This is a genomic window from Nocardiopsis coralli, from assembly GCF_014892575.1.
Lineage (GTDB): Bacteria > Actinomycetota > Actinomycetes > Streptosporangiales > Streptosporangiaceae > Nocardiopsis > Nocardiopsis coralli.
In genome coordinates this window covers 46,381-68,942 of record NZ_JADBGI010000025.1, presented here as the reverse complement: position 1 = coordinate 68,942, position 22,562 = coordinate 46,381, and the positions used below count along the sequence as shown (strand labels likewise).

Genomic DNA, 22,562 nt, shown 5'->3' with positions numbered 1-22,562 from the left:
GTCTTGAAGAGGTGAACGACAGGTGAGCCGCATCTACGACTGTGCGGACGACACCGCCCGCAAGGACGGGGTCACCGACGCCGCTTCGGCGGTGCGCCGGGGCGATCTGGTGGTGCTGCCGACCGACACGGTCTACGGCATCGGCACCGACGCCTTCAACCCGGGCGCCGTGGCACGGCTGCTGGAGGCCAAGGGGCGCGGACGCGACATGCCCCCGCCGGTCCTGGTGGGTTCCATGCGTGCGGCCACCGCGCTGGTCGACGACATGGGCAACCACGGCCGCGACCTCATGGAGGAGTTCTGGCCGGGCCCGCTCACCCTCGTGTGCACGGCCACCCCGAGCCTGTCCTGGGACCTGGGCGACACCAAGGGCACCGTCGCGGTGCGCATGCCCATGGACCCGGTCGCGCTGGAGCTGCTCAAGGAGACCGGCCCGATGGCGGTCAGCAGCGCCAACAAGTCGGGGCAGCCCGCCGCCACGACGGCGGAGGAGGCGAACGAGCAGCTCGGTGCCGACGTCGCCGTCTACCTCGAAGGGGGCGCGACCGAATCCGCGGTCCCCTCGACGATCGTGGATCTGACCTACGCGGTGCCGCGGGTGCTGCGCACGGGTGCGATCTCCATCGAGCAGCTGCGCGCTGTGTGCGGCACCGTCATCGGTGAGCTGCGCAAGCCCAAGAAGCGCGCGGAGACGAAGGCCGACGAGAGCGCCGAGAACTCCGAGGGTTCCGAGAGCTCCGCCGAGACCCCGGCGGAAGACACCGGAGAGAAGCCCGGGGACACCGCCGAGGAGCAGGCCCCGGCCGCCGAGAACACCCCCGAGGGACGCTCCGAGGGTTAGGCTCGGGCCCACGGTCCGGCCGACCCCGTGTACGCGTTCCGGGGCATCCGGCACCGGCCGACGGCCCCCGAACCCGACCGCGAAGTCCGAGTAACAGAGCCTAGAGGGGACGGACGTGCGCGAGTACGCACTCACGTTCGTCATCGCTGCCGCGGTGACCTACCTACTGGTTCCGCTGGTGCGCAAGTTCGCGATCGCCATCGGGGCCACACCCCCGGTGCGCGACCGCGACGTGCACAAGGAACCCATCCCCCGCATGGGTGGCATCGCCATCTACGGCGGTTTCGCGGCGGCGCTGCTGATCTCCGCGCAACTCCCGCACCTGCAGAACGTCTTCGTCGCCGACACCTGGTGGGGGCTGCTGCTGGCCGGCGGACTCATCACCCTCATCGGCATCATCGACGACCGGTGGGGGATGGACGCGATCAGCAAGCTCGCCGGGCAGACCGCCGCGGCCGGCATCCTCGTCGCGCACGGCGTCCAGCTCCTGTGGCTGCCACTGCCGGGCACACAGTTGTCGCTGGGGCCCTGGCTCGGCGCGATGATCTCGGTGCTGCTGATCGTGGTCACCATCAACGCGGTCAACTTCGCCGACGGACTCGACGGGCTCGCCGCGGGCATCGTCGGCATCTCGGCGCTGGCCTTCTTCGCCTACTACTACGTGGTCGCGGTGGAGCAGGGTTTCGAGCGCCAGTCGTACCCGGCGATGATCGCGATCATCCTGGCCGGCACGTGTCTGGGCTTCCTGTTCCACAACTTCCACCCGGCCAAGATCTTCATGGGCGACACCGGGTCGATGCTGCTGGGCCTGTTGCTGACCTCGATCACGATCAACGTCACCGGGCAGTTCGACGCCAACACCGCACGCGAGGAGTTCAACTCCGGCCTGGTGGTGTTCCTGCCGATCCTGTTGCCGTTGTTGGTCATCGCGCTGCCGCTGGCCGACCTTGTGCTGGCCGTGCTGCGCCGGACCCTGGCGGGCAAGTCCCCGTTCGCCCCCGACCGCGGCCATTTGCACCACCGGCTCCTGGACATGGGACACAGCCACGTGCGTGCGGTGCTCCTGATGTACCTGTGGGCGGGGATCGTCGCGTTCGCGGCGGTGTCGCTGTCGGTCTTCGACACCCCGTTCATCGTCCTGACCGTCACGGCACTGGTCGCCGTCTGTGCGGTCGGTCTCATCGTGCTGCCCCGACTGCGCCGCCGCGGACTGCTGTCGTGGGAGCGTATAGGACGCGTTAAGACTCGTTCCGGTCACGATTGACCGGTCCGTCGCTCTCGATCGGGACCTGCCTTCGGTCCCCCGGTGACCGAAGGTCCCTGATGGCTCCCATCTGACCTGGGATGTCCTGATCGGTGCGGATGTGGCGAAGGTGACACAAGGCCCGAAAGCGCCGTCGAAGTGGGGTTTCGAGAGCCGTTAAGGTCGCGTTAAGGCATCCCCGGATTCGGCCCCCGAAACCTTGTGATAGCTTTCACGAGCAGGTATCCACAGAACCCCGACGGAGCTTTGTCATGCAGGAACACGACGTCGCGATCTTCCGCGGCGCCGCACTTCCCAGCGTGGTGTGCGGGGTTCTGGCCATCGGTGTGGCGGCACTGCTCGGCGGTGCACCCAGTGCGCTCAGCGCGCTCATGGGGGCAGTGGTCGTGCTGAGCTGCTTCGGGCTCGGGCAGTGGGCCGTGATCGCGGTGTCCCGCCGGAACAAGGACCTGTTCATGGCGGCCAACCTGCTCGGCTTCGTCATCAAGATGGCGGTCCTGGGCATCCTGTTGGTCACCCTCGGCCGAAGCCCTCTCATGGCTGACCTGGACAACGAGGCCTTCGTCTACACGGCGCTGGCCTGTGTACTGGTCTGGCTGGGCGGGCAGATCCGAGCGATCTCCAAGGCCAAGATCCCGCACGTGGATCCGGACGAGACGTCGGGGAACACGTGATGGGGCACCCCGCGGGGGCCCGCGAGAGCGGGCGTAATACCCTGGCCGACGGCAGGCGGGAGGCCCCGTTCCAGCCCGGCGCCACATGCTATATTCCGGAGCGAGATGAGCAGCGAACCAGCCAAGGACACCCAGGACCGCGATGCGCAAGCGCCGCGTCAGTCCGACGGTTGGGCCATGTTCTCCACTCTCCTCGCGGGTGTGCTCGTGTGGACCGGCATCGGCTGGATCGCGGACTGGCTCTTGGGCTTCGATGCACTCTTTCTGCCCATCGGGGCGGTGCTCGGCCTGGTCGGCGCGGTCTACCTGATCGTCGCCAAGTCCCGCCAGGCCTGAACTCTCCCGCCGGAGTGAGTCCGACACCCGTCCGGGTTCGGGCGACCTCCTCCACAACCATCCAAGAGGCTTTCTTGCGTCACGACGAAAGGATTCGCCGTGAGTGCTGACGCGCGCATTCTCGCGGCCGAACCGGGTTGCCACCTCTTCCCTGCTCAAGGAGAGGCGGGCTGCGGGTTCGAGGCTCCCAGCATCGGGATGTTCTTCCCCGAACCGTGGCTCGGCGGCATCCCCGGCAGCGACGGCATCGACCTCTACCTGGTCCTGCTGGTCGTCGCCCTCGGCGCATCCCTGCTCCTGTGGTCGTGGTTCAGCAAGAAGCTGAGCCTCGTCCCCGGTCGCAGGCAGGGCGTGGGCGAGATGTTCGTGCTGTTCATCCGGGACCAGATCACCCGCCCCACCATGGGTGCCAAGGGTGACAAGTTCATCCCGCTGATGACGGCGATCTTCACGCTCATCGTCTTCATGAACATCTCGGGTCTGATCCCGGGCATGTTGCCGGTCAACAGCGACCTCTCCTTCCCGGCGATGTTCGCCCTGTTCATCTTCGTCCTCACGCTGGTGGTCGGTATGCGCCAGCAGGGGGGATGGGGCTACATCAGGAACCAGATCTTCCCGCCCGGGATGCCCAAGCCGATCTACGTGCTGGTCACCCCGATCGAGACCCTCTCGGTCTTCATCATCCGCCCGGTGACGCACGCCCTGCGTCTGTTCGCGACCATGTTCGCGGGCAGCCTGCTGCTGGCCGTGTTCGCCTACGGCGGCTGGTACATGCTGAGCATCGGCGCCGAGCCGGCGCTGGCTGCGGTCTCGGTGCTGTTCTCCGGTGCCGCGGTGATCGGCTACATCCTCTTCTTCGTCTTCGAGATCCTGATCATGCTCGTCCAGGCGTTCATCTTCACGCTGCTGGCGAGCCTGTACCTCAATCAGTCTCTCGAGGCCGCTCACTAAAGAACCCCTGGATTCCGGCCTCCCCGGCCGGAACGAAGGTGTAACGACCCGTCCACACCCGGCGCACTGACCAATCGCGGAAATGCGACGCCGGACGTCGAGTAAAGGGAAACACTATGGACATCGCCGCCATCGAGGGCAACCTCAACAGCATCGGTTACGGCATCAGCGTCATCGGCGCCGGTATCGGTGTCGGTATCGTCTTCGGTCTCGGTATGCAGGCCATCGCCCGTCAGCCCGAGGCCCGCGGCCCGCTGCAGACCAACATCTTCCTGGGCTTCGCGCTCATCGAGGCCCTCGCCATTCTGGGCTTCGTCCTCGCGTTCGCCATCTAAAGCTGTTCCTGCCAACCGTTTTTGATGGCATCTGACGCGAAGGAGGGCTGACCATGTTGGTGGAGTTGGCAGCCGAAGAGAACATTCTGCGGATCGACTGGGTGAAGTTCGCCTTCGGTCTGATCGCACTCGCCGTGGTCTACTTCTTTGTGGCCCGCAAGGCAGTACCCAAGGTCATGAAGGTCCTCGACGAGCGCCACGACGCCATCGAGGGCGGCATCGAGCGGGCACAGCGCGCCGAGGCCGAGGCCGAGGAGATCCGCCAGCAGTACCGCGAGAAGCTCGAAGAGGCGCACCGCGAGTACGCCCAGGAGCTCGAGAAGGCCAAGGAACAGCGCGCCGCGATCATCGCCGAGGCCCGCGAAGAGGCCCAGGTGGAGGCCCGCCGCATCGTCGAGGCCGCACAGGCCCAGATCGAGGCGGACCGCCAGCAGGCCTTCGTCCAGCTCCGCAACGAGATCGGTTCGCTGTCCACCGATCTCGCCGGCCGCATCGTCGGCGAGACCCTGAACGACAGCGCCGCGCAGAACCGCGTGGTCGACCGGTTCCTCGAGGAGCTGGAGCAGAGCGAGAGCACCAAGCAAGCCGAGGTGCGCTGATGCGTGGGATCAGCCGAAACTCCCTGGCTGAGGCGACCCGGCGCCTGGACGAGAACGTCCTGGCGTCGGCGGACGCCGCCCAGCACGCGGTCTCCCTCGGGAGCGAGCTCTTCGAGGTCGTGGCAGTGCTCGACCGCGAGCACTCGCTCCGCCGCTGGCTCGCGGACCAGGCCAACCCCGTCGAGGCCAAGACCGGCCTCGTGGGACAGGTCCTCGAGGGCAAGGTGTCGCCGTCCACGGTCATCGTGGTCAACGACGTCGTCTCCCAGCCCTGGTCCGGTGCGCGCGACATGACCAACGCCCTGGAGCGCCTGGCGGTCTACGCGACCGTCACCTCGGTCGAGGGCACGCGGTTGGACGAGCTCGAGGACGAGCTGTTCCGCTTCCAGCGGATCGTCATCTCCGAGCCCGAGCTGCGCGCTGCCCTGACCCGGGAAGGTGTGGAGGAGTCCCAGCTGTTCTCCCTGGTGGAGAACCTGCTCTCGGGCAAGGTGAACTCCGCGACGCTGGCTCTGGTCGGCCAAGCGGTCACCCGTCCGCGGGGACGTACCCTGGAACAGGCGCTCGAGCACCTCGGGCAGTTGGTCGCCGACCGCGCCCAGCGTTACATCGCTGTGGTGCGCAGTGCCCACCCGCTGAGCGAGGCGCAGCTGGAGCGGCTCAGGACTCTCCTGACCCGCAAGTACGACCGCGCCATCCACCTCAACACCGAGGTCGACCCCGACATCGTGGGTGGCCTTTCGGTCCGCGTGGGTGACGAGGTCATCGACGGCACCATCGCCGGGCGCATCGCTGAGGTCCAGCGCCGTCTGGCCGGCTGACACACGCGAACAACGCAAGGCAAGCACGCACGGCGCCGGCCCGGCGCCATTTGAGAGCAAGGACAACGTAGAGATGGCGGAGCTGACGATCCGACCGGACGAGATCCGGGACGCGCTACAGCGCTTCGTCCAGTCGTACGAGCCTGGTGCCACCCGCGCGGAAGAGGTGGGTACCGTCATCTACTCCGGTGACGGCATCGCCCGCGTCGGTGGCCTTCCCTCGGCGATGGCGAACGAGCTGCTTCAGTTCGAGGACGGCACACTGGGCATGGCCCAGAACCTCGAGATCGGCGAGATCGGTGTCGTGGTGCTGGGTGACTTCACGGGCATCGAGGAGGGCCAGCAGGTGCGCCGCACCGGCCAGGTCCTCTCGGTGCCGGTCGGGGACGACTTCCTCGGGCGCGTGATCGACCCCCTCGGTCAGCCGATCGACGGCAAGGGCGAGATCGCCTCCGACGAGCGCCGCGACCTGGAGGTCCAGGCCGCGACCGTGATGCAGCGCCAGCCGGTCGAGGAGCCCCTCCAGACCGGTATCAAGGCGATCGACACCATGACCCCCATCGGTCGCGGGCAGCGCCAGCTGCTCATCGGTGACCGTCAGACGGGTAAGACCGCGGTCGGCATCGACGCGATCATCAACCAGAAGGCCAACTGGGAGTCCGGCGACCCCGACAAGCAGGTGCGCTGCATCTACGTCGCCGTCGGCCAGAAGGGCACGACCATCGCCTCCGTGCGCGGCGCCCTCGAGGAGGCCGGCGCGATGGACTACACCACCATCGTCGCCGCCCCGGCGTCCGACCCGGCCGGCTTCAAGTACCTGTCGCCCTTCACCGGTTCGGCCCTGGGCCAGCACTGGATGTACCAGGGCAAGCACGTGCTCATCGTCTTCGACGACCTGAGCAAGCAGGCGGAGGCCTACCGTGCGGTGTCGCTGCTGCTGCGCCGCCCGCCGGGCCGTGAGGCCTACCCCGGTGACGTCTTCTACCTGCACTCCCGTCTCCTGGAGCGCTGCGCCAAGCTCTCCGACGAGATGGGCGCCGGTTCGATGACGGCCCTGCCGATCATCGAGACGAAGGCGGGTGACGTCTCGGCCTACATCCCGACCAACGTCATCTCCATCACCGACGGCCAGGTCTTCCTGGACTCGGACATGTTCAACCAGGGCCAGCGCCCGGCGATCGACGTCGGTATCTCGGTCTCCCGTGTGGGTGGTTCCGCGCAGACCAAGGCGACCAAGAAGGTCTCCGGCAGCCTGCGTCTGAGCCTGGCACAGTACCGCGAGCTCGAGGCGTTCTCGGCCTTCGGTTCCGACCTGGACGCGGTCTCCAAGCAGCAGCTCGCCCGCGGTGAGCGCATGATGGAGCTCCTCAAGCAGGGGCAGTACTCGCCCTTCGCGATGGAGAAGACCGTCGTCTCCACCTGGGCCGGTACCTCCGGCCACGTGGACGACGTCCCGGTCGAGGACGTGCGCCGTTTCGAGGACGACTTCCTCTCCTACCTCGAGCGCGAGCACAAGGGCATCCTCGACAACATCCGCGAGAGCGGCAAGTTCGAGGACGAGACCCGCAGCGCTCTCGAGAACGCGATCGAGAAGTTCAAGCAGGGCTTCCAGACCTCGGCCGGCACGCTGCTCGGCCAGGAGGCGGAGCCCGAGGCTCTCGAGCAGGAGAAGGTCGGCCAGGAGACCATCAAGGTCGCCAAGGGCGGGAAGTAACCCATGGGTGCACAGCTTCGCGTCTATCGCCGGAGGATCAAGTCGACGAAGTCGATGGCCAAGATCACCCGCGCGATGGAGCTCATCGCCGCGACGCGCATCACCAAGGCGCAGCGCGCGGCCGAGGCTGCCGGCCCCTACGCACGGGAGATCACACGTGCGGTCTCGGCCCTGGCCAGCCGGGTGGAGGACCACCCGCTGCTGAGCGAGGCCGAGAACCCCAAGCGTGCTGCCGTTCTCGTCGTCTCCAGTGACAAGGGTCTGGCCGGAGCTTTCTCGGCCAACGTCATGAAGGAGGCCGAATCCCTGACCCAGCTCCTCCATGAGCAGGGCAAGGAGGTCGTCACCTACATGGTCGGCCGCAAGGGGATCGCCTTCTACAAGTTCCGCGAGCGTCCGATCGAGGGCTCGTGGGAGGGCATCACCGAGCGCCCGTCCTACGCCGACGCCCAGGACATCGGTTCCACCCTCATGGAGAAGTTCTCCCAGGACACCGAGGAAGGCGGCGTGGACGAGATCCACGTGGTCTCCACCGAGTTCGTCTCGATGCTGACCCAGACAGCGGGCTCGGTGCGTGCCCTCCCGCTGGAGGTCGAAGAGGTCGACGAGGAGGAGCTGCAGGAGCAGCACGGTGGCGAGGCACTGCCGCTGTACGAGTTCGAGCCCTCCGCCGAGGAGGTCCTGGACCAGCTGCTCCCGCAGTACGTGACCAACAGGATCTACTTCTCCCTCCTGGAGTCGGCCGCCTCCCAGCAGGCGTCGCGCCGTGCAGCCATGAAGGCCGCCACGGACAACGCCGAGGAGCTCGCCAAGAACCTGACCCGCCTGGCCAACCAGGCGCGTCAGGCCGAGATCACCAACGAGATCAGTGAGATTGTCGGCGGCGCCGACGCCCTCTCTGGTGCCAGCGCGGGAAGTGAGTAAGAAAGTGACTGCGACTGCTGAAGGGACGGCCGGCGCTGGCGCCACCGCCACCGGCCGCATCTCCCGGGTCACCGGCCCGGTCCTCGATGTGGAGTTCCCCGTGGGCTCCATCCCCGAGATCTACAACGCCCTCCACGTCGACGTGACGCTGGGCGGCGAGACCAAGACCCTCACGCTCGAGGTCGCCCAGCACCTGGGTGACAACCAGGTGCGTGCGATCGCCCTGGCCCCGCAGGACGGTCTCGTCCGCGGCGCCGAGGTGCGCGACACCGGTGCGCCCATCAGCGTGCCCGTCGGCGACGGCGTCAAGGGCCACGTGTTCAACACGCTGGGCGAGTCCATGGACGTGCCCAGCTCCGAGCTGCAGGTCAGCGAGCGGTGGCCCATCCACCGCAAGGCGCCGTCCTTCGACCAGCTCGAGTCCAAGACCGAGATGCTGGTCACCGGCATCAAGGTCATCGACCTGCTCACGCCGTACGTGCGTGGCGGGAAGATCGGTCTGTTCGGCGGCGCCGGTGTGGGCAAGACGGTGCTCATCCAGGAGATGATCACCCGTATCGCCCGCAACTTCGGTGGTGTGTCCGTGTTCGCCGGTGTCGGTGAGCGCACCCGTGAGGGTACGGACCTCTTCCTGGAGATGGACGAGATGGGGGTCCTCCCGGACACCGCGCTCGTCTTCGGCCAGATGGACGAGCCCCCGGGCACCCGTCTGCGCGTCGCGCTCTCGGCTCTGACGATGGCGGAGTACTTCCGCGACGTCCAGAACCAGGACGTGCTGCTGTTCATCGACAACATCTTCCGCTTCACCCAGGCGGGTATGGAGGTCTCCACGCTGCTGGGCCGTATGCCCTCGGCCGTGGGTTACCAGCCCAACCTGGCTGACGAGATGGGTCAGCTGCAGGAGCGCATCACCTCGACGCGCGGTAACTCGATCACCTCGATGCAGGCGATCTACGTGCCCGCGGACGACTACACCGACCCGGCGCCGGCGACCACGTTCGCCCACCTGGACGCGACGACGGAGCTCTCCCGCCCGATCTCGCAGAAGGGTATCTACCCGGCGGTGGACCCGCTGGCCTCGTCCTCGCGCATCCTCGACCCGCAGTACGTGGGCCAGGAGCACTACGACGTCGCCCAGCGCGTCAAGGAGATCCTGCAGCGCAACAACGACCTGCAGGACCAGATCGCGATCCTCGGTATGGACGAGCTGTCCGAGGAGGACAAGGTCGTCGTGAACCGGGCCCGCCGCCTGGAGCGCTTCCTCTCGCAGAACATGTTCGTCGCCGAGAAGTTCACCGGCAACCCGGGCGTGTTCGTGCCGCTGGAGGAGACGATCTCCTCCTTCAAGGCGGTCTGCGACGGCGAGTACGACCACCTGCCCGAGCAGGCCTTCCTCGACGCCGGCAACATCGAGATGGTCGTCGAGAAGGCCAAGAAGCTGCAGGAAGGCTAGAACCGCGCCATGCGTCCGTCCCCGATCGTGGGCGGGCGTCGGGCGGGATAGTCGGGCCGGGCCGCCCCGAAGGAAACGAGTCGGGGCCGGCCCGGCCGAACCCACCCGCTAGCCGAGGAGTTTGTGGCAGTGTCGAAGAAGCTTTTCGTCGAGATCGTCTCGCCCGAGCACGAGGTTTGGGCCGGCGAGGGCGACATGGTCATCGCGAAGACCGTCGAGGGTGAGATCGGCGTTCAGCCCGGGCACGTCCCGGTGCTCTCGGTTCTCGCCCACGACGCCGTCGTTCGCGTACTGGGTGCGCGCGAGACCGGTGAGGTCCGGGTCGCCGCGCACAGCGGGTTCGTCTCGGTTTCGGGTGAGGGTCGGGTGTCCATCCTCGCCGAGACCGCCGAGCTCGCCGAGGACATCGATGTGGACCGTGCACGCACGGCGCTGACGACCGCGACCGAGGAGGGCGACAACGTCGCTCTCGGCCGCGCCCGCAGCCGTCTGCGTGCTGCCGGCGAGGACGTCGCCTAGAACGGACTGGGTGGTCATGGAGCGGCTGCTGTCGGGGATCGGGTTCGAGACCGCGCAGTGGACGCTGCTGGCCGTGCTCCTGGTCGGGGCGGTGGTCCTGCTCGCCGGCGCGTTGCGCCGTTCGGTGATCGAGCGGCGCGGCGGCGCGGTCGAGTGTTATCTGCGTGCGCCCGGAGCTCGGGGACGCCGAGGTGTATGGCGTATCGGTTTCGGCCGGTACGGCTCGGAGAGCCTCGGCTGGTTCCCGATCTTCTCGCTCAGACCGCGGCCGACAGCTACGCTGTCGCGCCGCGGTCTTGTCATTGTGGGGCGGCGTTCCCCCACGCCCGAGGACCGCGACCGGCTGCCCGCCGACGTGAGCGTGGTCAGCCTCGGGTGGTTGACCGCCGAGGGCGAGGACCCGACGGAGGCCGCCTTCGAGCTCGCGATGGGCGAGATGGCGATGACCGGGTTCCTGTCGTGGCTGGAGTCGATGCCCCCCGGGACGCACTGGGAGGCGTGAGGACCCCGGGGTCGGCGTTCCGCGCTCCCCGGTCGCCGGTGGTTTCTGGTCTTTCGTCGGCGCTCACACGAAGATGTGAGCGCCGACGGTTTTGCGTAAGCGCACCGCGCTGAGCGCTGGATCCCTCTTGAACAGGGAAAACGTCTGTCTGGGCTGTAAACGCGGGGGTTGGCACGTGGCTCTCGCTGCTCGGGCGCTTACATCGTGTGTCCGCATCCGGCCACGGGGGTGATCCAACCGTCCTGGCCTGCGTCGATGCGCAATGATGAGGGTGAAGCGCAAGGCCGCCCCTCGTCGCCGGGGGCACGCTCCGAGGCCGCTTCCCAGGACGTGCGCGGGGCTCAAGCAACCCCCTTCGAGCCCCGCGCGCACCAGGCCAACCAACGGCCCGCCCCTCCCGGCGCCTGCGGGGCCGACCTCACCCCGGCGTGCAGGCCGCGCCCTCTTCCCGAGGGTTCTCTTTCCCGACGCTCAGCTGTTGGGGGCTTTGAGCGTCGTGAGGAACATGCTCCACCCATGGCCCGGGATGGTGATGTGGCCCTGTTCGCGCTGCTCGGAGTCCCGGATCAGCACGTCGCCGACGTTGTCGGCCACCTCGACGCACTCGCCACTGGCCTTCGAGTAGCTGCTGGTCCGCCACAGCGGCGCTCTCGCGTCACTCATTCGCTGGTTCTCCTTCAGCAGGTTCGACCGTAGGGGTCCTCTGTCCCAAGGGTGAGGCTTGCGCTTACATCGCTTACACGGGGTGTCCGGATGTGGCCGTGGAGTGCTTGCATCCTGCGGTACGGAGCGTCTGGAACGGATGATGGAGGTGTTGCGGCCGGGCTCGTCAGTCCCCTCACCGGACAACTCCGAGTCCGGTTGCTGATGCGGCTCCGGCCGCCGCGGCCTCGCGCGAGGGCTGAGCGGATCGCGCGCGGGGCGGCGCATGGTGTGTGCGGGGTTCGCCCTCAGAGGGCTCCGCACACACTCCGAATCGAACGCTCGTCTCTTCCCTGGGGCCTGCGGTCCGAACACATGCGGACCGCAGGCCCCATCTTCTTTCCGGGGCCGTTCAGCTTCTGGGGGCCTTGAGGGCTGTGAGGAATGTGTTCCATCCGTGGCTGGGGATGGTGATGTGGCCCTGTTCGGGCTGCTTGGAGTCGCGGACCAGTGCGCCGCCGGCGTTGTCCGCCACCTCGACGCACTCCTTGCCGGCTCCGCTGTAGCTGCTGGTCCGCCACAGCGGCGCTCTCGCGTCACTCATCTACTCGTTCTCCTTCAGCAGGTCCGACAGCAGCGCTTGGGTTTCCTGGGGGTTGAGCGCAGCGCCGAGAGATTCGGTCCGGGCCAGCGTATACCGCGCCAAATCGTCGGAATCTTCCACGTAGACGTCGCCGAAGAGGCCTTCCTGGTAGGCCACAGGACTGTCGCCGTCGTCAGGGAACTCGAAGACCGTGAACTGACCGGCTTGGCCCATGTAGACACCGGAGCTGAACGGAACCACACGAAGGTCGATGTGAGGGAACTGGCTCAGGTGGAGCAGATGCTGTAGTTGTTCCCGGTCGGTAACTCTTGAGCCCGAGCTTCGACGAAGGACGCCCTCATCGATAACGGCGGTGACGATCGGGGGGTCTGCTCGGGAGAGTACGCCTTGGCGTTCCACGCGGGCCGAGACCTGACGTTCCACCTCGTCGTCATCGCAGATGGGGTCCATAGTGCGGATGATCCGCCGTGCGTAGTGTTCGGTCTGGAGCAGTCCGGGGAGCAGGGTGGGCGCGTGGAAACTGATTCTGGCGGCGTCGTTCTCCATGACGAAGAAGCTTTCGCCCTGGTAGAGGTCCCGGTAGGCCAACCACCAGCCACGTTTCCATGCTTCCTTGCCGAGCTTGAACAGGGATTCGCGTTCTGGTGACCGCACCCCGTACAGCTCCAGGAGCTCATCGAGATCATCGAGGATGAGTCGGCTCTGGCCGCGCTCGATCCGGTACAGCTTCGTCCTGTGCCAGCCCAACTGGCCGGCGACGTCTTCTGGGCTCATGCCTCGTTCGGTCCGGAGGCGCTTGAGCTCACGCAGCAGCCGTTTGCCTCGTACGGACAGGCTGAGACGCGTCCTCACGTCCGCTCCCTCCCTCTCTCCCGCTGTGTGGGGACATTCTTCCATGTCATCCACGAGTTGGGTTAAAAATGCGACGGACTATTTAAGATCGCTTGCGAGTATGCGCTGTGCCGCTCATCATAGTGACTGTGCGTTGCCCGACTTCCCGTCGAGCTAGCTGAGCGCACACAAGAAAGGCCCTGGCCGGTGCCAACACCACCGACCAGGGCCTGGCCCACTACCTGACAAGACCAGGAGCGGACGTATGCAGCAGCGTAATACCAAGAAGCCCCCATCCACGCACTGGGCCGAACCCCACCGGCACCTCGGCCGGTTCGCCATGCACACCTCCTCCGTCAGGGAGGTGCGTGACTGGTTGCGGCGCCGTATGGCACTCCGGCCAACCGGAGCGCTCATACCCGCGCAGATCGCCGAGGACGCGATACTCATGACGAGCGAGCTCGCCACGAACGCCCTGCTGCACACGCCCGACTCGGGCGGGCGCGGGGCGTTCGTCGTCTCGGCGTTCTTCTACACCGACTGTCTGCGCATCTCCGTCCGCGGTCCGGTTGCCGATTCCGTCCGTCGGCCCGACTCGGTCCTCAGGCACACGCGCCAGGGTCGGGGGTCAGTGGCGTACGGGCGAGGGCTCTTCCTGGTGAATGCGCTCGCCCGAACCTGGGGGAGCGTGGCGGCCCGGCAGGGCACGGAGGTGTACTTCACCCTCTCCTGGCCGCAGGCCGACAGGGCCCGGGCGGCGCACGACGTCCGAGTCCCTCGTGCGGTGCATCCGAGTTCCTCCACCTGGACGCGTCCAGCGTCGCGGGCTGCCGGGTGGTGAGCGTGGACGGCTACCGCATCTTTCCCAGCCGTGAATTGGTTGCGTTGCGTGCGGAGTTCCCGCACCACCTGATCTGCGAGTTGCACGACCATCGTGGCCGTTTGCACTTCGTCGCGGTGCTTGTGCGACGCCGTTGTCCGTGCCCTGCCGATCTGGTCACGGCGCTCACATCTGGTGGGTTGCGGGAGGCGCTGGCGTCCGAGAGGTGAGGTTTGCGCTTACACCGCTTACACGGGGTGTCCGGATGTGGCCACGGGGTGCCGGGCGAGTGCGGGGTGGGGTGTGTGGGGCGGATGATGGGTGTGTTGCGGCCGGGTCGGGGCTCCGGTCCGGCCGCCGCCGCGGCTCCGGCCGTTGCGGCCCCGCGTGAGGGCTGAGCAGATCGCGCGCGGGGCCGCACATGGTGTGTGCGGGGTCCGATGCCCCATGCGGGCCCCGCACACACCTCGAAGGGGAAGGAGACCCCGTCTCCATGTCTCCCGGCTTCCGCGGCCCTCGACATCCCCTTTGGTCCCGCAGAACCCGTGGGTCCTGCGGCCTGCCGGGTTCCGGGCAGAAAAAGGCGCCCCACCGGCGAAGGTGGGGCGCCTCGTGACAGCACGGGCTCGGGCCGGTCAGGCGATCGGCGAACCCATCGCGTCGTAACCGCCGTCCACGTGCAGCGTGGTCCCGGTGATCCCGCGGGCACCCGGCGACATGAGGAACAGCGCGGGGTCGGCCACCACCGACGAGTCCTTGGTGTCCCAGCCGACCGGCGCCGACTCGCTCCAACGGTCCGCGATCTGGTCGAAGCCCGGGATCGAACCCCCGGCCAGCGACTTGATCGGGCCGGCGCTGATCGTGTTGACGCGGATCCCCTCCGGACCCAGGTCGCGCGCCAGGTACTTGGCCGAGTTCTCCAGCACCGCCTTGGCCGACCCCATCCAGTCGTAGACCGGCCAGGCCACCGACGCGTCGAAGGTCAGCGCGACCACACCGGCACCGTTCGGGGCGGCGGCCATGAGCTCCCGGAACCCGACACCCAGCGCCTTGAGCGAGAACCCGGAGACGTGGATCGCCTGAGCGACGTCCTCCCACGCGGTGTTCAGGAAGTTCCCGCCCAGCGCGTCACCGGGTGCGTAGGCGATCGAGTGCAGCAGCCCGTCCACGTGGTCCCAGTGCGAGGCGACCTTTTCGGCCGTCTCGGTGATCTGCTCCGGGTCGGTCACGTCCATCGGCAGGACGGCGACCGGCTCCTTCGGCAGACGCTTGGCGACCCGCTCCAGGATCGAGAACTGCCGCCCGGGCGGGTTGGTGAGGATCACGTCGTGGCCCTGCTCCATCGCGTGCTCGGCGACGGAGTAGGCGATGGACGACTGCGTGGTGATGCCGGTGATCAAGAGGTTCACGTGGGACTCCTTGCTGTGTGGCGGTTTCGGCTCGGGGGCTCGGCGTGGACCGACGGTGTCGGCCCGCGCCGTCGGCCGGGCTGTCGGGGGCCGGGACGCCTCCGCGGTGCTCCGCGATCGTCCCGGGGCGCACCGGGACCCTATTTCAGGGCCCCGGTGCGGTGAGGACGGTCAGGTCTGCAGGCCGCGTTCGATGGCCTCGGCGATCCGCGGGCGCATCTCTGCCGCGCTGATGACCGCGTCCACCGACCCGACCTCGACCGCGCGCCGGATGCTGTGCACCCGGTCGAACTCCGCGGCGACCTCGCCGAGCTTCTCCGCCCGGACCGACGCCCGCACCTCCGCGAGCTCGGCGTTGAGCTCGGCGCGTTCGGCGGTGCCGGCCTCCGACACCCGCGCCTGCAGGTCACTGACGCGCTGGTCGGCCGCGGTCCGCTTCTTCACCTCGCCCGCGAAGACGACGGCCGCAGCGGGCGCACCCCCGAGCACCGAGGCGAAGGAACCGTCCACCGCCAGCACCGTCATGTTCTCGTTCAGCGCCTTGGAGAAGACCACGAACGCACCGCCGTGGTACCGCCCCACGACGCAGAAGACGATCGGGCCCTCGAAGTTGACGATCGCCCGGCCGATCTCCGCGCCGTACTCCAGCTGGAGCTTGCGCATGGACTCCGGCGACCCGTCGAAGCCCGACAAGTTCGCGAGCACCACCAGCGGCCGGTTGCCGGAGGCGGCGTTGATCGCCCGCGCGGTCTTCTTCGACGAACGCGGGAACAGCGTGCCCGCGGTGTAGGCGTCCGGCCCGTCCGTGGGCGGGAACCCGGTCCGCTGCACCGACTTGGACTCGATGCCCACCAGGCACACGGGCCACCCGCCGACGTGGGCGTCCTGCACCACGGAGGTCTCCGCGTCGGCCATGTTGGCCCAGCGCTCCAGCACCGGGTGGTCCTGGTCGGACAGCGCCCGCATGACGGTACGGATGTCGAACGGCTTCTTGCGGTCCGGGTTGTGCTCGGCCGAGAAGATCTCCCCGACCGTGGAGAAGTCGCTGCCCTCCACCTTGTGCGGGAACTCGGACACGTCGCGCTGCACCGGGTCACCGGTCTCGGCCCGACGCGGGGCGCTCTCACCGGGCGCCACGTACGTGTGGTCGTAGTGGCCCATGAGCACGTCGCTCGCGGCCGCCAGGTTCGGGGCCCAGTACTGCGCCTGCCCGTTCGGGCCCATGACACGGTCGTGGCCGCCGATGCCGTGGTTGTCCTCGGCCGAGACACCGCCGGAGAAGTCCAGCGACTGCTTACCGGTCAGCACCATCGCCGAGTCCGGGGTCATGACGAGTACGCCCTTGGTGTGCATGAGCATGGTCGCCTCGGCGTTCCAGTACGGCTGGGCGCCCACGTTGATGCCCGCGACGACGATGTTGATCTCGCCGCCGTCCTGGGTGAAGGTGACGATCCGCTTCAGGGCGGCCGCGACCCAGTCCATGTTCTCCGTGCCGGAGTCCATGGAGATGCGGGCGCCGGCCGACAGCGCGAACCACTCCACCGGGACCTGCATGCGGTCGGCGAGGTCGATGGCGGCGATGACACGCGAGCACTCCGGCTCCGACAGCGCCCCCAGCGCCTTGGTCGGGTCGCCCAGCAGCACCACACGCGTCACACCCTGCGGGTGGCGCGGGGTCGGGGTGGTGACCACACCGGCCACCAGCGCCGCGGAGTTCTGCCCGGCCGGACGCTCGACCGGGGCCAGCGCCCCGTCCGCGTCGAGGTCGTACTCGGTGAAGGTGCCCTCCGCCCCGGTGAGCAGGCCGGTCAGCTCGTACGGGTAGGTGGTGCCGCGGGCGGCCGCGCGCCGCACCTTCTGCCCGTAGTCGTCCAGCGGCAGCACCGGCTCCTGGGACGGCTTCTCCACGTGCAGCTGCGGGCCGCGGGCCGGGTCGAGGGTGATGCGCACCGCGACCTCGGACAGCTCGCCGGCGGCGTCGCGCTGGCGGGCCACGAACTGGACCTCCTCCAGCCCGGCGCCCTCGGTCGTGGGCAGGATGCGCTGTACCAGGGTGTCCAGGTCCTCGCGGTCGAGCTCTGTGGAGGGCCAGACGTAGACCATGATCCGGTTGGTGGCGTACCGCTTGTTCTTCGGCAACCGCGCCTGGATGTTGCGGATCCCGTCGAGGCAGCCGGCGAGGGTGTCCTCCACGGCCGGCAGTGCGACCAGGCGCCCGTCGGACTCGCGCAGAGGCGTCAGGTCGCGCACCTGGCCCATGGCCACGAGGCGCTGGTCGGCGGGGTTGGCGTGCGCGGTGGCCTCGAAGAGGTAGATCTCCTCGTCGGCCGACGGCATGCGCGTGAGGTCGAACTCGCGCAGCCGCTGCAGCTGCAGGCGCTGGGCGATCTGCGGGTGGAGCCCGCGGATCAGCCGGTCCTCGGCGAAGCCCTCGCCCTCGGGCCGGAAGGTCACGTGGTGGTGCATGACCGCGTTCCCGGTGCCGGCGACGGTGACGGTCACCCGGTGCACACCCGCGGGACGCCCGATGCCGGACAGGTACCGCCCGAGCTCCTCGGCCATGGCTTCGGGTCCGGGCTGGTCCTCCCACCGCAGGTACAGGTCGGCGACCAGCTCGCCCTCACCGCAGGCGCCGGCGTAGGAGCCCACGGCCGCGATCGCTTCGGGGAACGCGGAGATGTCGACCGCGGTGGTGACCACCTTGGTGTCGCCGTCGGTGTCGCCGTGGCGCGCGGTGACGAACCGGCAGCCCTCGGAGTCCTCGACGGAGACCTCGGACAGTCCGCGGTTGCCGTAGTAGCGGCGGGTCAGGACCTCCAGCAGCGGGCTGTGGTCGCGGCCCGGGCGTCCGATGCGCTGGCCCAGGACCCGCACCAGCGGCTCGGAGCAGGCCACCATCGACTGGATGCGCTCGGCTCGGTCGGGGGCGTCCGGGTTCCGGTCGAGGTGGCGCAGTTCCTCGCGCACGGTCGCGTACACCTGGGCGCGGTTGCGGCGCAGCATCGGCTGGGCGTACCAGCGGAAGACCACACCCCGGGCCAGGTCGGAGACGGTCGGGAACCGCACCTGCGTGGCCTCGACCAGGCGCTCCAGCACCAGGCCGGCGCGCTCGCCGAGGTCCTCCGCGGGCGGGACGTCACCGGCCCAGCGGCGCAGGAGTTCGGTGACGACCGAGACGTGGGTGGCCATCCGGCGCTGGGCCAGGAAGATGCGGAAGACGGCCCGCTCCAGCTGCGGCGTGCGGTCCAGGTCGGTGACGCCGTAGTGGGCCAGGGCCGTGGCGAGCTTGCCGCGGAAGGCCTCGGACACCCCGGCCCGCTCCACGTCCAGGCTCTGCAGGTAGGCGTGGAAGTACTCGCGGGAGCTGTGCACCGCCTGGTCGGCCCCGGCGCCCGCCTCGTCGGCGGGCTCGTTGCGGGTGAGCTCGGCCAGGTCGGCGAAGGCGGTGAGCAGGTCGAGCTCACCCTCCGGCGGACGGGGCTCCAGCTCCTCGCGGGCGGCCAGGTAGTCCGGGAGCGCCTTCGTGGGCTCCTCGGGGTCGCCGTCGAAACCGAGCACCGCACCGCGCAGGTCGCGCAGGTGGAGCCCGGCGCGCTCGGCGGGCGTGGACGCGACGGCGGGCTCGGGCAGGTCGAGGCCGACCTCCTCGGTCTCCTCCGCGGCGCTCTCCGAACCCTCGTCCTCGAGCGGTTCCAGGCGCATGAGCGGGGCGCCGGTCTCGACCTGGCTGCCCACGGTGACCGGGCACTCCTTGACCCGGGCGCGGAACGGTGCGCGCAGCACCGACTCCATCTTCATGCTCTCCAGCACGAGGACCGGGGCGTCGGCCTCGATCTCGTCGCCGACCGACAGCGGCACCGACACCACCAGGGCCGGGGCGGGGGAGCGCACCACACCGCCCTCGTCGCGGCTCACCCGGTGGGTGACGCCCTCGACCTCGACCAGGTGGACGGGGCCGTGCGTGGCCGAGACCAGGCGGAACGGGCTGCCGTTGACGACGATCCGGCCGCTGTGCGTGTCGAAGCGTTCGAGCGCGACCTCGGCGGTCTGTACCGCGCCGCCGCCGGAGATGCCGACCCGGAACCGGTCGTGCCCCAGGCGGGCCACGCTCACCTTGTAGGTGGCGCCGCGCAGTTTGAGGTCGAGCGGGCGGCCCGGCTCGTGGCGCACCTGCGGACGGCCGCCGTGCGCTGTGGACAGCAGCTGGCCGCGGCTGACCTCCTCGTCGTCCTGGTAGGCCTCGATCCCGGCCACGGCCAGGGCGGTCGCGGAGTGCTGGTGGGCGACCAGGCCGCCCTCGGCGCGCACCCGGTCGATCCACCCGGTGTCGGCGCTGGCGTCGATGACCTCGGGGCGATCGAGGAGGTCCAGCACGAAGCTCTTGTTGGTGGCGCCGCCCTCGATGATCACCGTGGTCTCGGACATCGCGCGGCGCAGGCGGGCCAGCGCCTGGTCGCGGTCGCGGCCGTAGGCGATGATCTTGGCGATCATGGAGTCGAAGTCCGCGGGGATGGTGTCGCCCTCGCGCACACCGGTGTCGACCCGCACACCGGGACCGGCGGGCAGGGACAGGCGTGCGATGCGGCCGGGGGCGGGGGCGAAGTCGCGGTCGGGGTCCTCCGCGTTGAGGCGGGCCTCGACGGCGTGGCCGAGCTCCGCGGGCTGCTCGCCCTCGAGCTTGCCGCCGGAGGCCACGTGCAGCTGCAGGCGCACCAGGTCGGTGCCGGTGGTCGCCTCGGTGATGGGATGCTCGACCTGGAGGCGGGTGTTGACCTCGAGGAACGCGAACAGTTCCTCACCGGGGTGGTACAGGAACTCGACGGTTCCCGCGCCCCGGTAGTCCACGGCCAGGGCCAGGCGCTCGGCGGAGGCCTTGAGCTCGGCGGTCTGCTCGGGGGACAGGACGGGGGAGGAGGACTCCTCGATGATCTTCTGGTTGCGGCGCTGCACCGAGCAGTCGCGCACGCCCAGCGCCCACGCGGTGCCCTGGCCGTCCGCGATGACCTGCACCTCGACGTGGCGCGCGCCGGTGACCAGGCGCTCCAGGAACACCGTGCCGGAACCGAAGGAGCGCAGGGCCTCCTGCGTGGTGCGCTCGTAGGCCTCGGTGAGCTCGTCGGCGGAGGAGACCTTGCGGATCCCGCGCCCGCCGCCGCCCGCGGTGGCCTTCAGCATGAGGGGGTAACCGATGCGCTCGCCGACCTCGAGGGCGTCCTCGAGCGTGGCGACCTCGCCGCCGCTCCACGGGGCGACCGGGACACCGACCTCCTCGGCGAGCTGTTTCGCGCCGATCTTGTCGCCGAGCCGGCGCATGGCCTCCGCGCTGGGCCCGACGAAGGCCACGCCGAGCTTGTCGCACAGGTCGGCGAAGGCCGGGTCCTCGGCGACGAAACCCCAACCCACCCAGGCGGCGTCGGCCCCGGTGTCGACGAGGGCGCGTTCGAGCACGGCGTGGTCGAGGTAGGGGCGGGCCGAGGCGGGGCCGATCTCGTGGGCGAGGTCGGCCTCACGCACGTAGGTCGCGTCACGGTCGGCGTCGGTGTGGAGGGCGATCGTGGTGATCTGCCTCCCCGTCTCCGCGGCCAGGTCCCGGACGGCGTGGATGAGCCGCATGGCGGCCTCACCACGGTTGACGATGGCGACACGACTGAACACCGGTTGAGCCTCCCAAGAACACAGACAGAAGGCGGCGTCCGAGGACCGGACCACCGCCTTCACCTGTATCCCACTCTGTCGTACCGCGAGGCCTCGTACCAATCGTCCGAAGTGCCCATGTCAGCTCGCGTGCGTTGTGGGAACCCCACAAAGTCCTGGGCCGGGTGGGCCGTTCGGGGGTGAGTGGACGCGAGGTTCGCCACAAATGGGGGTCCGGGACAGAGGACGGCGGACCGTCGGCCCTCCGCCCGGCGCGAGAGGCTCACCCCTGGGCGCGGGCCCATTCGGCGACCCGGCGGGCGCTCTCCTCGGGGGAGAGGTCCTCGACGCGTGTCATGAGGGTCCAACGGACCCCGAACGGGTCGACGACGGAGGCGTACCGGTCGCCCGAGACGAAGGTCGCCGCGGGTTCCCGGACCGTTGCGCCCGCTGTCTCGGCCGCGGCGACGACCTTGTCCACGTCGGGAACGTACAGGGCCAGCGAGTAGTCGGCCCCGCGCTCGGGATCCGGGGCGACCAGTCCGTGGCCCTCGACCGCTTCACCCAAGGTGAGGCCGCCGGAGTCGAACCCGATCTCGGCGTGGACGACGACCCCGCCCATCTCGGTCACTTCGCCCACGGTCGCGCCGAACACGTCCCGGTAGAAGGCGACGGCCTCCTTCGCGGACGGGACCGCGAGGTGCGGGGTGAGCGACGTGACGCCGTTGGGCCTGCCCTTGGTGGTGTGTGCCCCTGTCACAGGGGTGATCTCGTGTTCCATGGCGTTAACGTAGGCCCGGCGGCGAGCGTGCGTCTTGAACGAACCCGACACCAGGAGGCGGCCGGTGGTGCGATCCCGAGGCCACCTCAACCCCGGGGACCCCGAGGTCCGCTTCGACCGTTTCGGGATCGGGGCGGACGGCCTCGTGCGGCACGTGTGGGTGGTGCGGTGGTCGGTGCCGGACGGCCGGACCCGACCGCAACGTGTGCTCACGTATCCGGCCTTCAACGCGGTGATCATGCCGGGAGAGGCCGGGCTGTACGGCCCGGACCGCAGGGTCTCCGTCCGTACCCTGGCCGGCACGTCCTGGGCGGTGGGGATCCTCCTGCGTCCTGCCGCGGCGCCGTTCCTCACGGACACACCGCCGGAACGGCTGGTCGCCTCGCACGAGCCGCTGGTGGGCGCACCCCTCGGGGCGGTGCTCGAGGTGATGGAGCGTGCGGACGGTACGGACCGGGCCGGGCTCGTCGAGGTCCTCCAGAACTGGCTCGGGCCCGTGGCCGAACGCGTCGACGAGCGCGGGTGCCTGGTCAACGAGGCCTGCCGGATCGCCGAGGAACGTGCCGACCTGCTCCGGACGGCGGAGCTCGCCGACGTGCTCGGGCTGTCGGAACGCAGGCTGGAACGCCTGGTGAAGGCTTACACCGGGGTCACCCCGAAGTGGCTCATCGAGTGCCGCCGGCTGCAGCAGGCGGCGACCACCCTCTTCACCCGGCCCGACCCCGACCTCGCCACCCTCGCCGACGAGCTGGGCTACGCCGACCAGGCCCACTTCACCCGCCGTTACCGGGCGGTGCTGGGTGAGACGCCCGCGCAGACCCGGCGTGCGGGCCGCGTGGCCGACCACGGGTGACGGGCGAGGCGGCCCCCGCACACAGGTCCGGGCCCGCCGTGGATCACAGCGGGCC

At 69.2% G+C, this 22,562-nt stretch carries 21 protein-coding genes; 15 read left to right on the top strand and 6 right to left on the bottom strand.

The features are described 5' to 3' along the window. The first annotated feature begins 22 nt into the window (after positions 1–22). The 13 genes from IDM40_RS22885 to IDM40_RS22825 all read left to right on the top strand — a co-directional run bounded on the left by IDM40_RS22885 (position 23) and on the right by IDM40_RS22825 (position 10,933). On the top strand, positions 23–841 hold the full coding sequence (locus IDM40_RS22885) for an L-threonylcarbamoyladenylate synthase (protein ID WP_193124106.1): 819 nt from the start codon (positions 23–25) through the stop codon (positions 839–841). A 115-nt stretch (positions 842–956) separates the two neighbouring features. Further along, positions 957–2,105 (top strand): glycosyltransferase family 4 protein, encoded by a 1,149-nt coding sequence (locus IDM40_RS22880; RefSeq protein WP_193124105.1) that lies wholly within the window; start codon positions 957–959, stop codon positions 2,103–2,105. 251 nt (positions 2,106–2,356) lie between these two features. Next, positions 2,357–2,779, top strand: coding sequence for a hypothetical protein (locus IDM40_RS22875; protein ID WP_193124104.1), 423 nt, complete (start codon positions 2,357–2,359; stop codon positions 2,777–2,779). A gap of 105 nt (positions 2,780–2,884) precedes the next feature. Then, positions 2,885–3,115, top strand: a complete 231-nt coding sequence (locus IDM40_RS22870) for an AtpZ/AtpI family protein (protein WP_193124103.1) — start codon at positions 2,885–2,887, stop codon at positions 3,113–3,115. 99 nt (positions 3,116–3,214) lie between these two features. After that, entirely contained in the window at positions 3,215–4,066 is an 852-nt protein-coding gene (gene atpB, locus IDM40_RS22865; RefSeq protein WP_193124102.1) for a F0F1 ATP synthase subunit A, read from the top strand. A 116-nt stretch (positions 4,067–4,182) separates the two neighbouring features. After that, positions 4,183–4,401 carry an ATP synthase F0 subunit C gene (gene atpE, locus IDM40_RS22860; RefSeq protein WP_193124101.1) on the top strand — a complete coding sequence of 73 codons (219 nt, stop codon included), beginning with the start codon at positions 4,183–4,185 and terminating at the stop codon, positions 4,399–4,401. A gap of 56 nt (positions 4,402–4,457) precedes the next feature. Continuing rightward, positions 4,458–5,000 (top strand): F0F1 ATP synthase subunit B, encoded by a 543-nt coding sequence (locus IDM40_RS22855; protein ID WP_193124139.1) that lies wholly within the window; start codon positions 4,458–4,460, stop codon positions 4,998–5,000. Then, the gene (locus IDM40_RS22850) at positions 5,000–5,821 is read left to right on the top strand and encodes a F0F1 ATP synthase subunit delta (protein WP_193124100.1); all 822 of its coding nucleotides are present in this window, start codon (positions 5,000–5,002) and stop codon (positions 5,819–5,821) included. The genes IDM40_RS22855 and IDM40_RS22850 overlap by 1 nt, the downstream gene beginning before the upstream one ends. Positions 5,822–5,894: 73 nt before the next feature. Next, on the top strand, positions 5,895–7,535 hold the full coding sequence (gene atpA, locus IDM40_RS22845; RefSeq protein ID WP_193124099.1) for a F0F1 ATP synthase subunit alpha: 1,641 nt from the start codon (positions 5,895–5,897) through the stop codon (positions 7,533–7,535). A gap of 3 nt (positions 7,536–7,538) precedes the next feature. Then, the gene (locus tag IDM40_RS22840; protein WP_193124098.1) at positions 7,539–8,459 is read left to right on the top strand and encodes a F0F1 ATP synthase subunit gamma; all 921 of its coding nucleotides are present in this window, start codon (positions 7,539–7,541) and stop codon (positions 8,457–8,459) included. A 4-nt stretch (positions 8,460–8,463) separates the two neighbouring features. Beyond that, positions 8,464–9,912, top strand: coding sequence for a F0F1 ATP synthase subunit beta (gene atpD, locus IDM40_RS22835; protein WP_193124097.1), 1,449 nt, complete (start codon positions 8,464–8,466; stop codon positions 9,910–9,912). Positions 9,913–10,041: 129 nt separating this feature from the next. Further along, positions 10,042–10,431 (top strand): F0F1 ATP synthase subunit epsilon, encoded by a 390-nt coding sequence (locus tag IDM40_RS22830; protein ID WP_193124096.1) that lies wholly within the window; start codon positions 10,042–10,044, stop codon positions 10,429–10,431. Positions 10,432–10,447: 16 nt separating this feature from the next. Then, positions 10,448–10,933 carry a DUF2550 domain-containing protein gene (locus IDM40_RS22825; protein ID WP_193124138.1) on the top strand — a complete coding sequence of 162 codons (486 nt, stop codon included), beginning with the start codon at positions 10,448–10,450 and terminating at the stop codon, positions 10,931–10,933. A gap of 471 nt (positions 10,934–11,404) precedes the next feature. On the opposite strand, the gene IDM40_RS22820 is transcribed toward IDM40_RS22825, so the two are convergent. From IDM40_RS22820 to IDM40_RS22810, 3 genes are all read right to left on the bottom strand, one after another. Then, the gene (locus IDM40_RS22820) at positions 11,405–11,596 is read right to left on the bottom strand and encodes a DUF397 domain-containing protein (protein ID WP_193124095.1); all 192 of its coding nucleotides are present in this window, start codon (positions 11,594–11,596) and stop codon (positions 11,405–11,407) included. A 391-nt stretch (positions 11,597–11,987) separates the two neighbouring features. Then, positions 11,988–12,179 carry a DUF397 domain-containing protein gene (locus IDM40_RS22815; RefSeq protein ID WP_193124094.1) on the bottom strand — a complete coding sequence of 64 codons (192 nt, stop codon included), beginning with the start codon at positions 12,177–12,179 and terminating at the stop codon, positions 11,988–11,990. Continuing rightward, positions 12,180–13,031 (bottom strand): helix-turn-helix domain-containing protein, encoded by an 852-nt coding sequence (locus IDM40_RS22810; RefSeq protein WP_193124093.1) that lies wholly within the window; start codon positions 13,029–13,031, stop codon positions 12,180–12,182. Positions 13,032–13,275: 244 nt separating this feature from the next. Between IDM40_RS22810 and IDM40_RS22805 the strand changes: the two genes are divergently transcribed. Beyond that, the gene (locus tag IDM40_RS22805) at positions 13,276–13,851 is read left to right on the top strand and encodes an ATP-binding protein (RefSeq protein ID WP_193124092.1); all 576 of its coding nucleotides are present in this window, start codon (positions 13,276–13,278) and stop codon (positions 13,849–13,851) included. A 614-nt stretch (positions 13,852–14,465) separates the two neighbouring features. On the opposite strand, the gene fabI is transcribed toward IDM40_RS22805, so the two are convergent. The 3 genes from fabI to IDM40_RS22790 form a co-directional block, all read right to left on the bottom strand. Continuing rightward, positions 14,466–15,239, bottom strand: a complete 774-nt coding sequence (fabI, locus tag IDM40_RS22800) for an enoyl-ACP reductase FabI (RefSeq protein WP_193124091.1) — start codon at positions 15,237–15,239, stop codon at positions 14,466–14,468. A gap of 171 nt (positions 15,240–15,410) precedes the next feature. Beyond that, entirely contained in the window at positions 15,411–20,894 is a 5,484-nt protein-coding gene (locus IDM40_RS22795) for an ATP-binding protein (protein WP_193124090.1), read from the bottom strand. A 262-nt stretch (positions 20,895–21,156) separates the two neighbouring features. Continuing rightward, a complete protein-coding gene (locus tag IDM40_RS22790) occupies positions 21,157–21,654 on the bottom strand; it encodes a VOC family protein (protein ID WP_193124089.1) in 498 nt (165 codons plus the stop codon). A 64-nt stretch (positions 21,655–21,718) separates the two neighbouring features. Between IDM40_RS22790 and IDM40_RS28900 the strand changes: the two genes are divergently transcribed. Continuing rightward, positions 21,719–22,507: a helix-turn-helix domain-containing protein gene (locus tag IDM40_RS28900; protein WP_216631179.1), complete on the top strand. Its 789-nt coding sequence runs from the start codon at positions 21,719–21,721 to the stop codon at positions 22,505–22,507. Positions 22,508–22,562 lie beyond the last annotated feature (55 nt).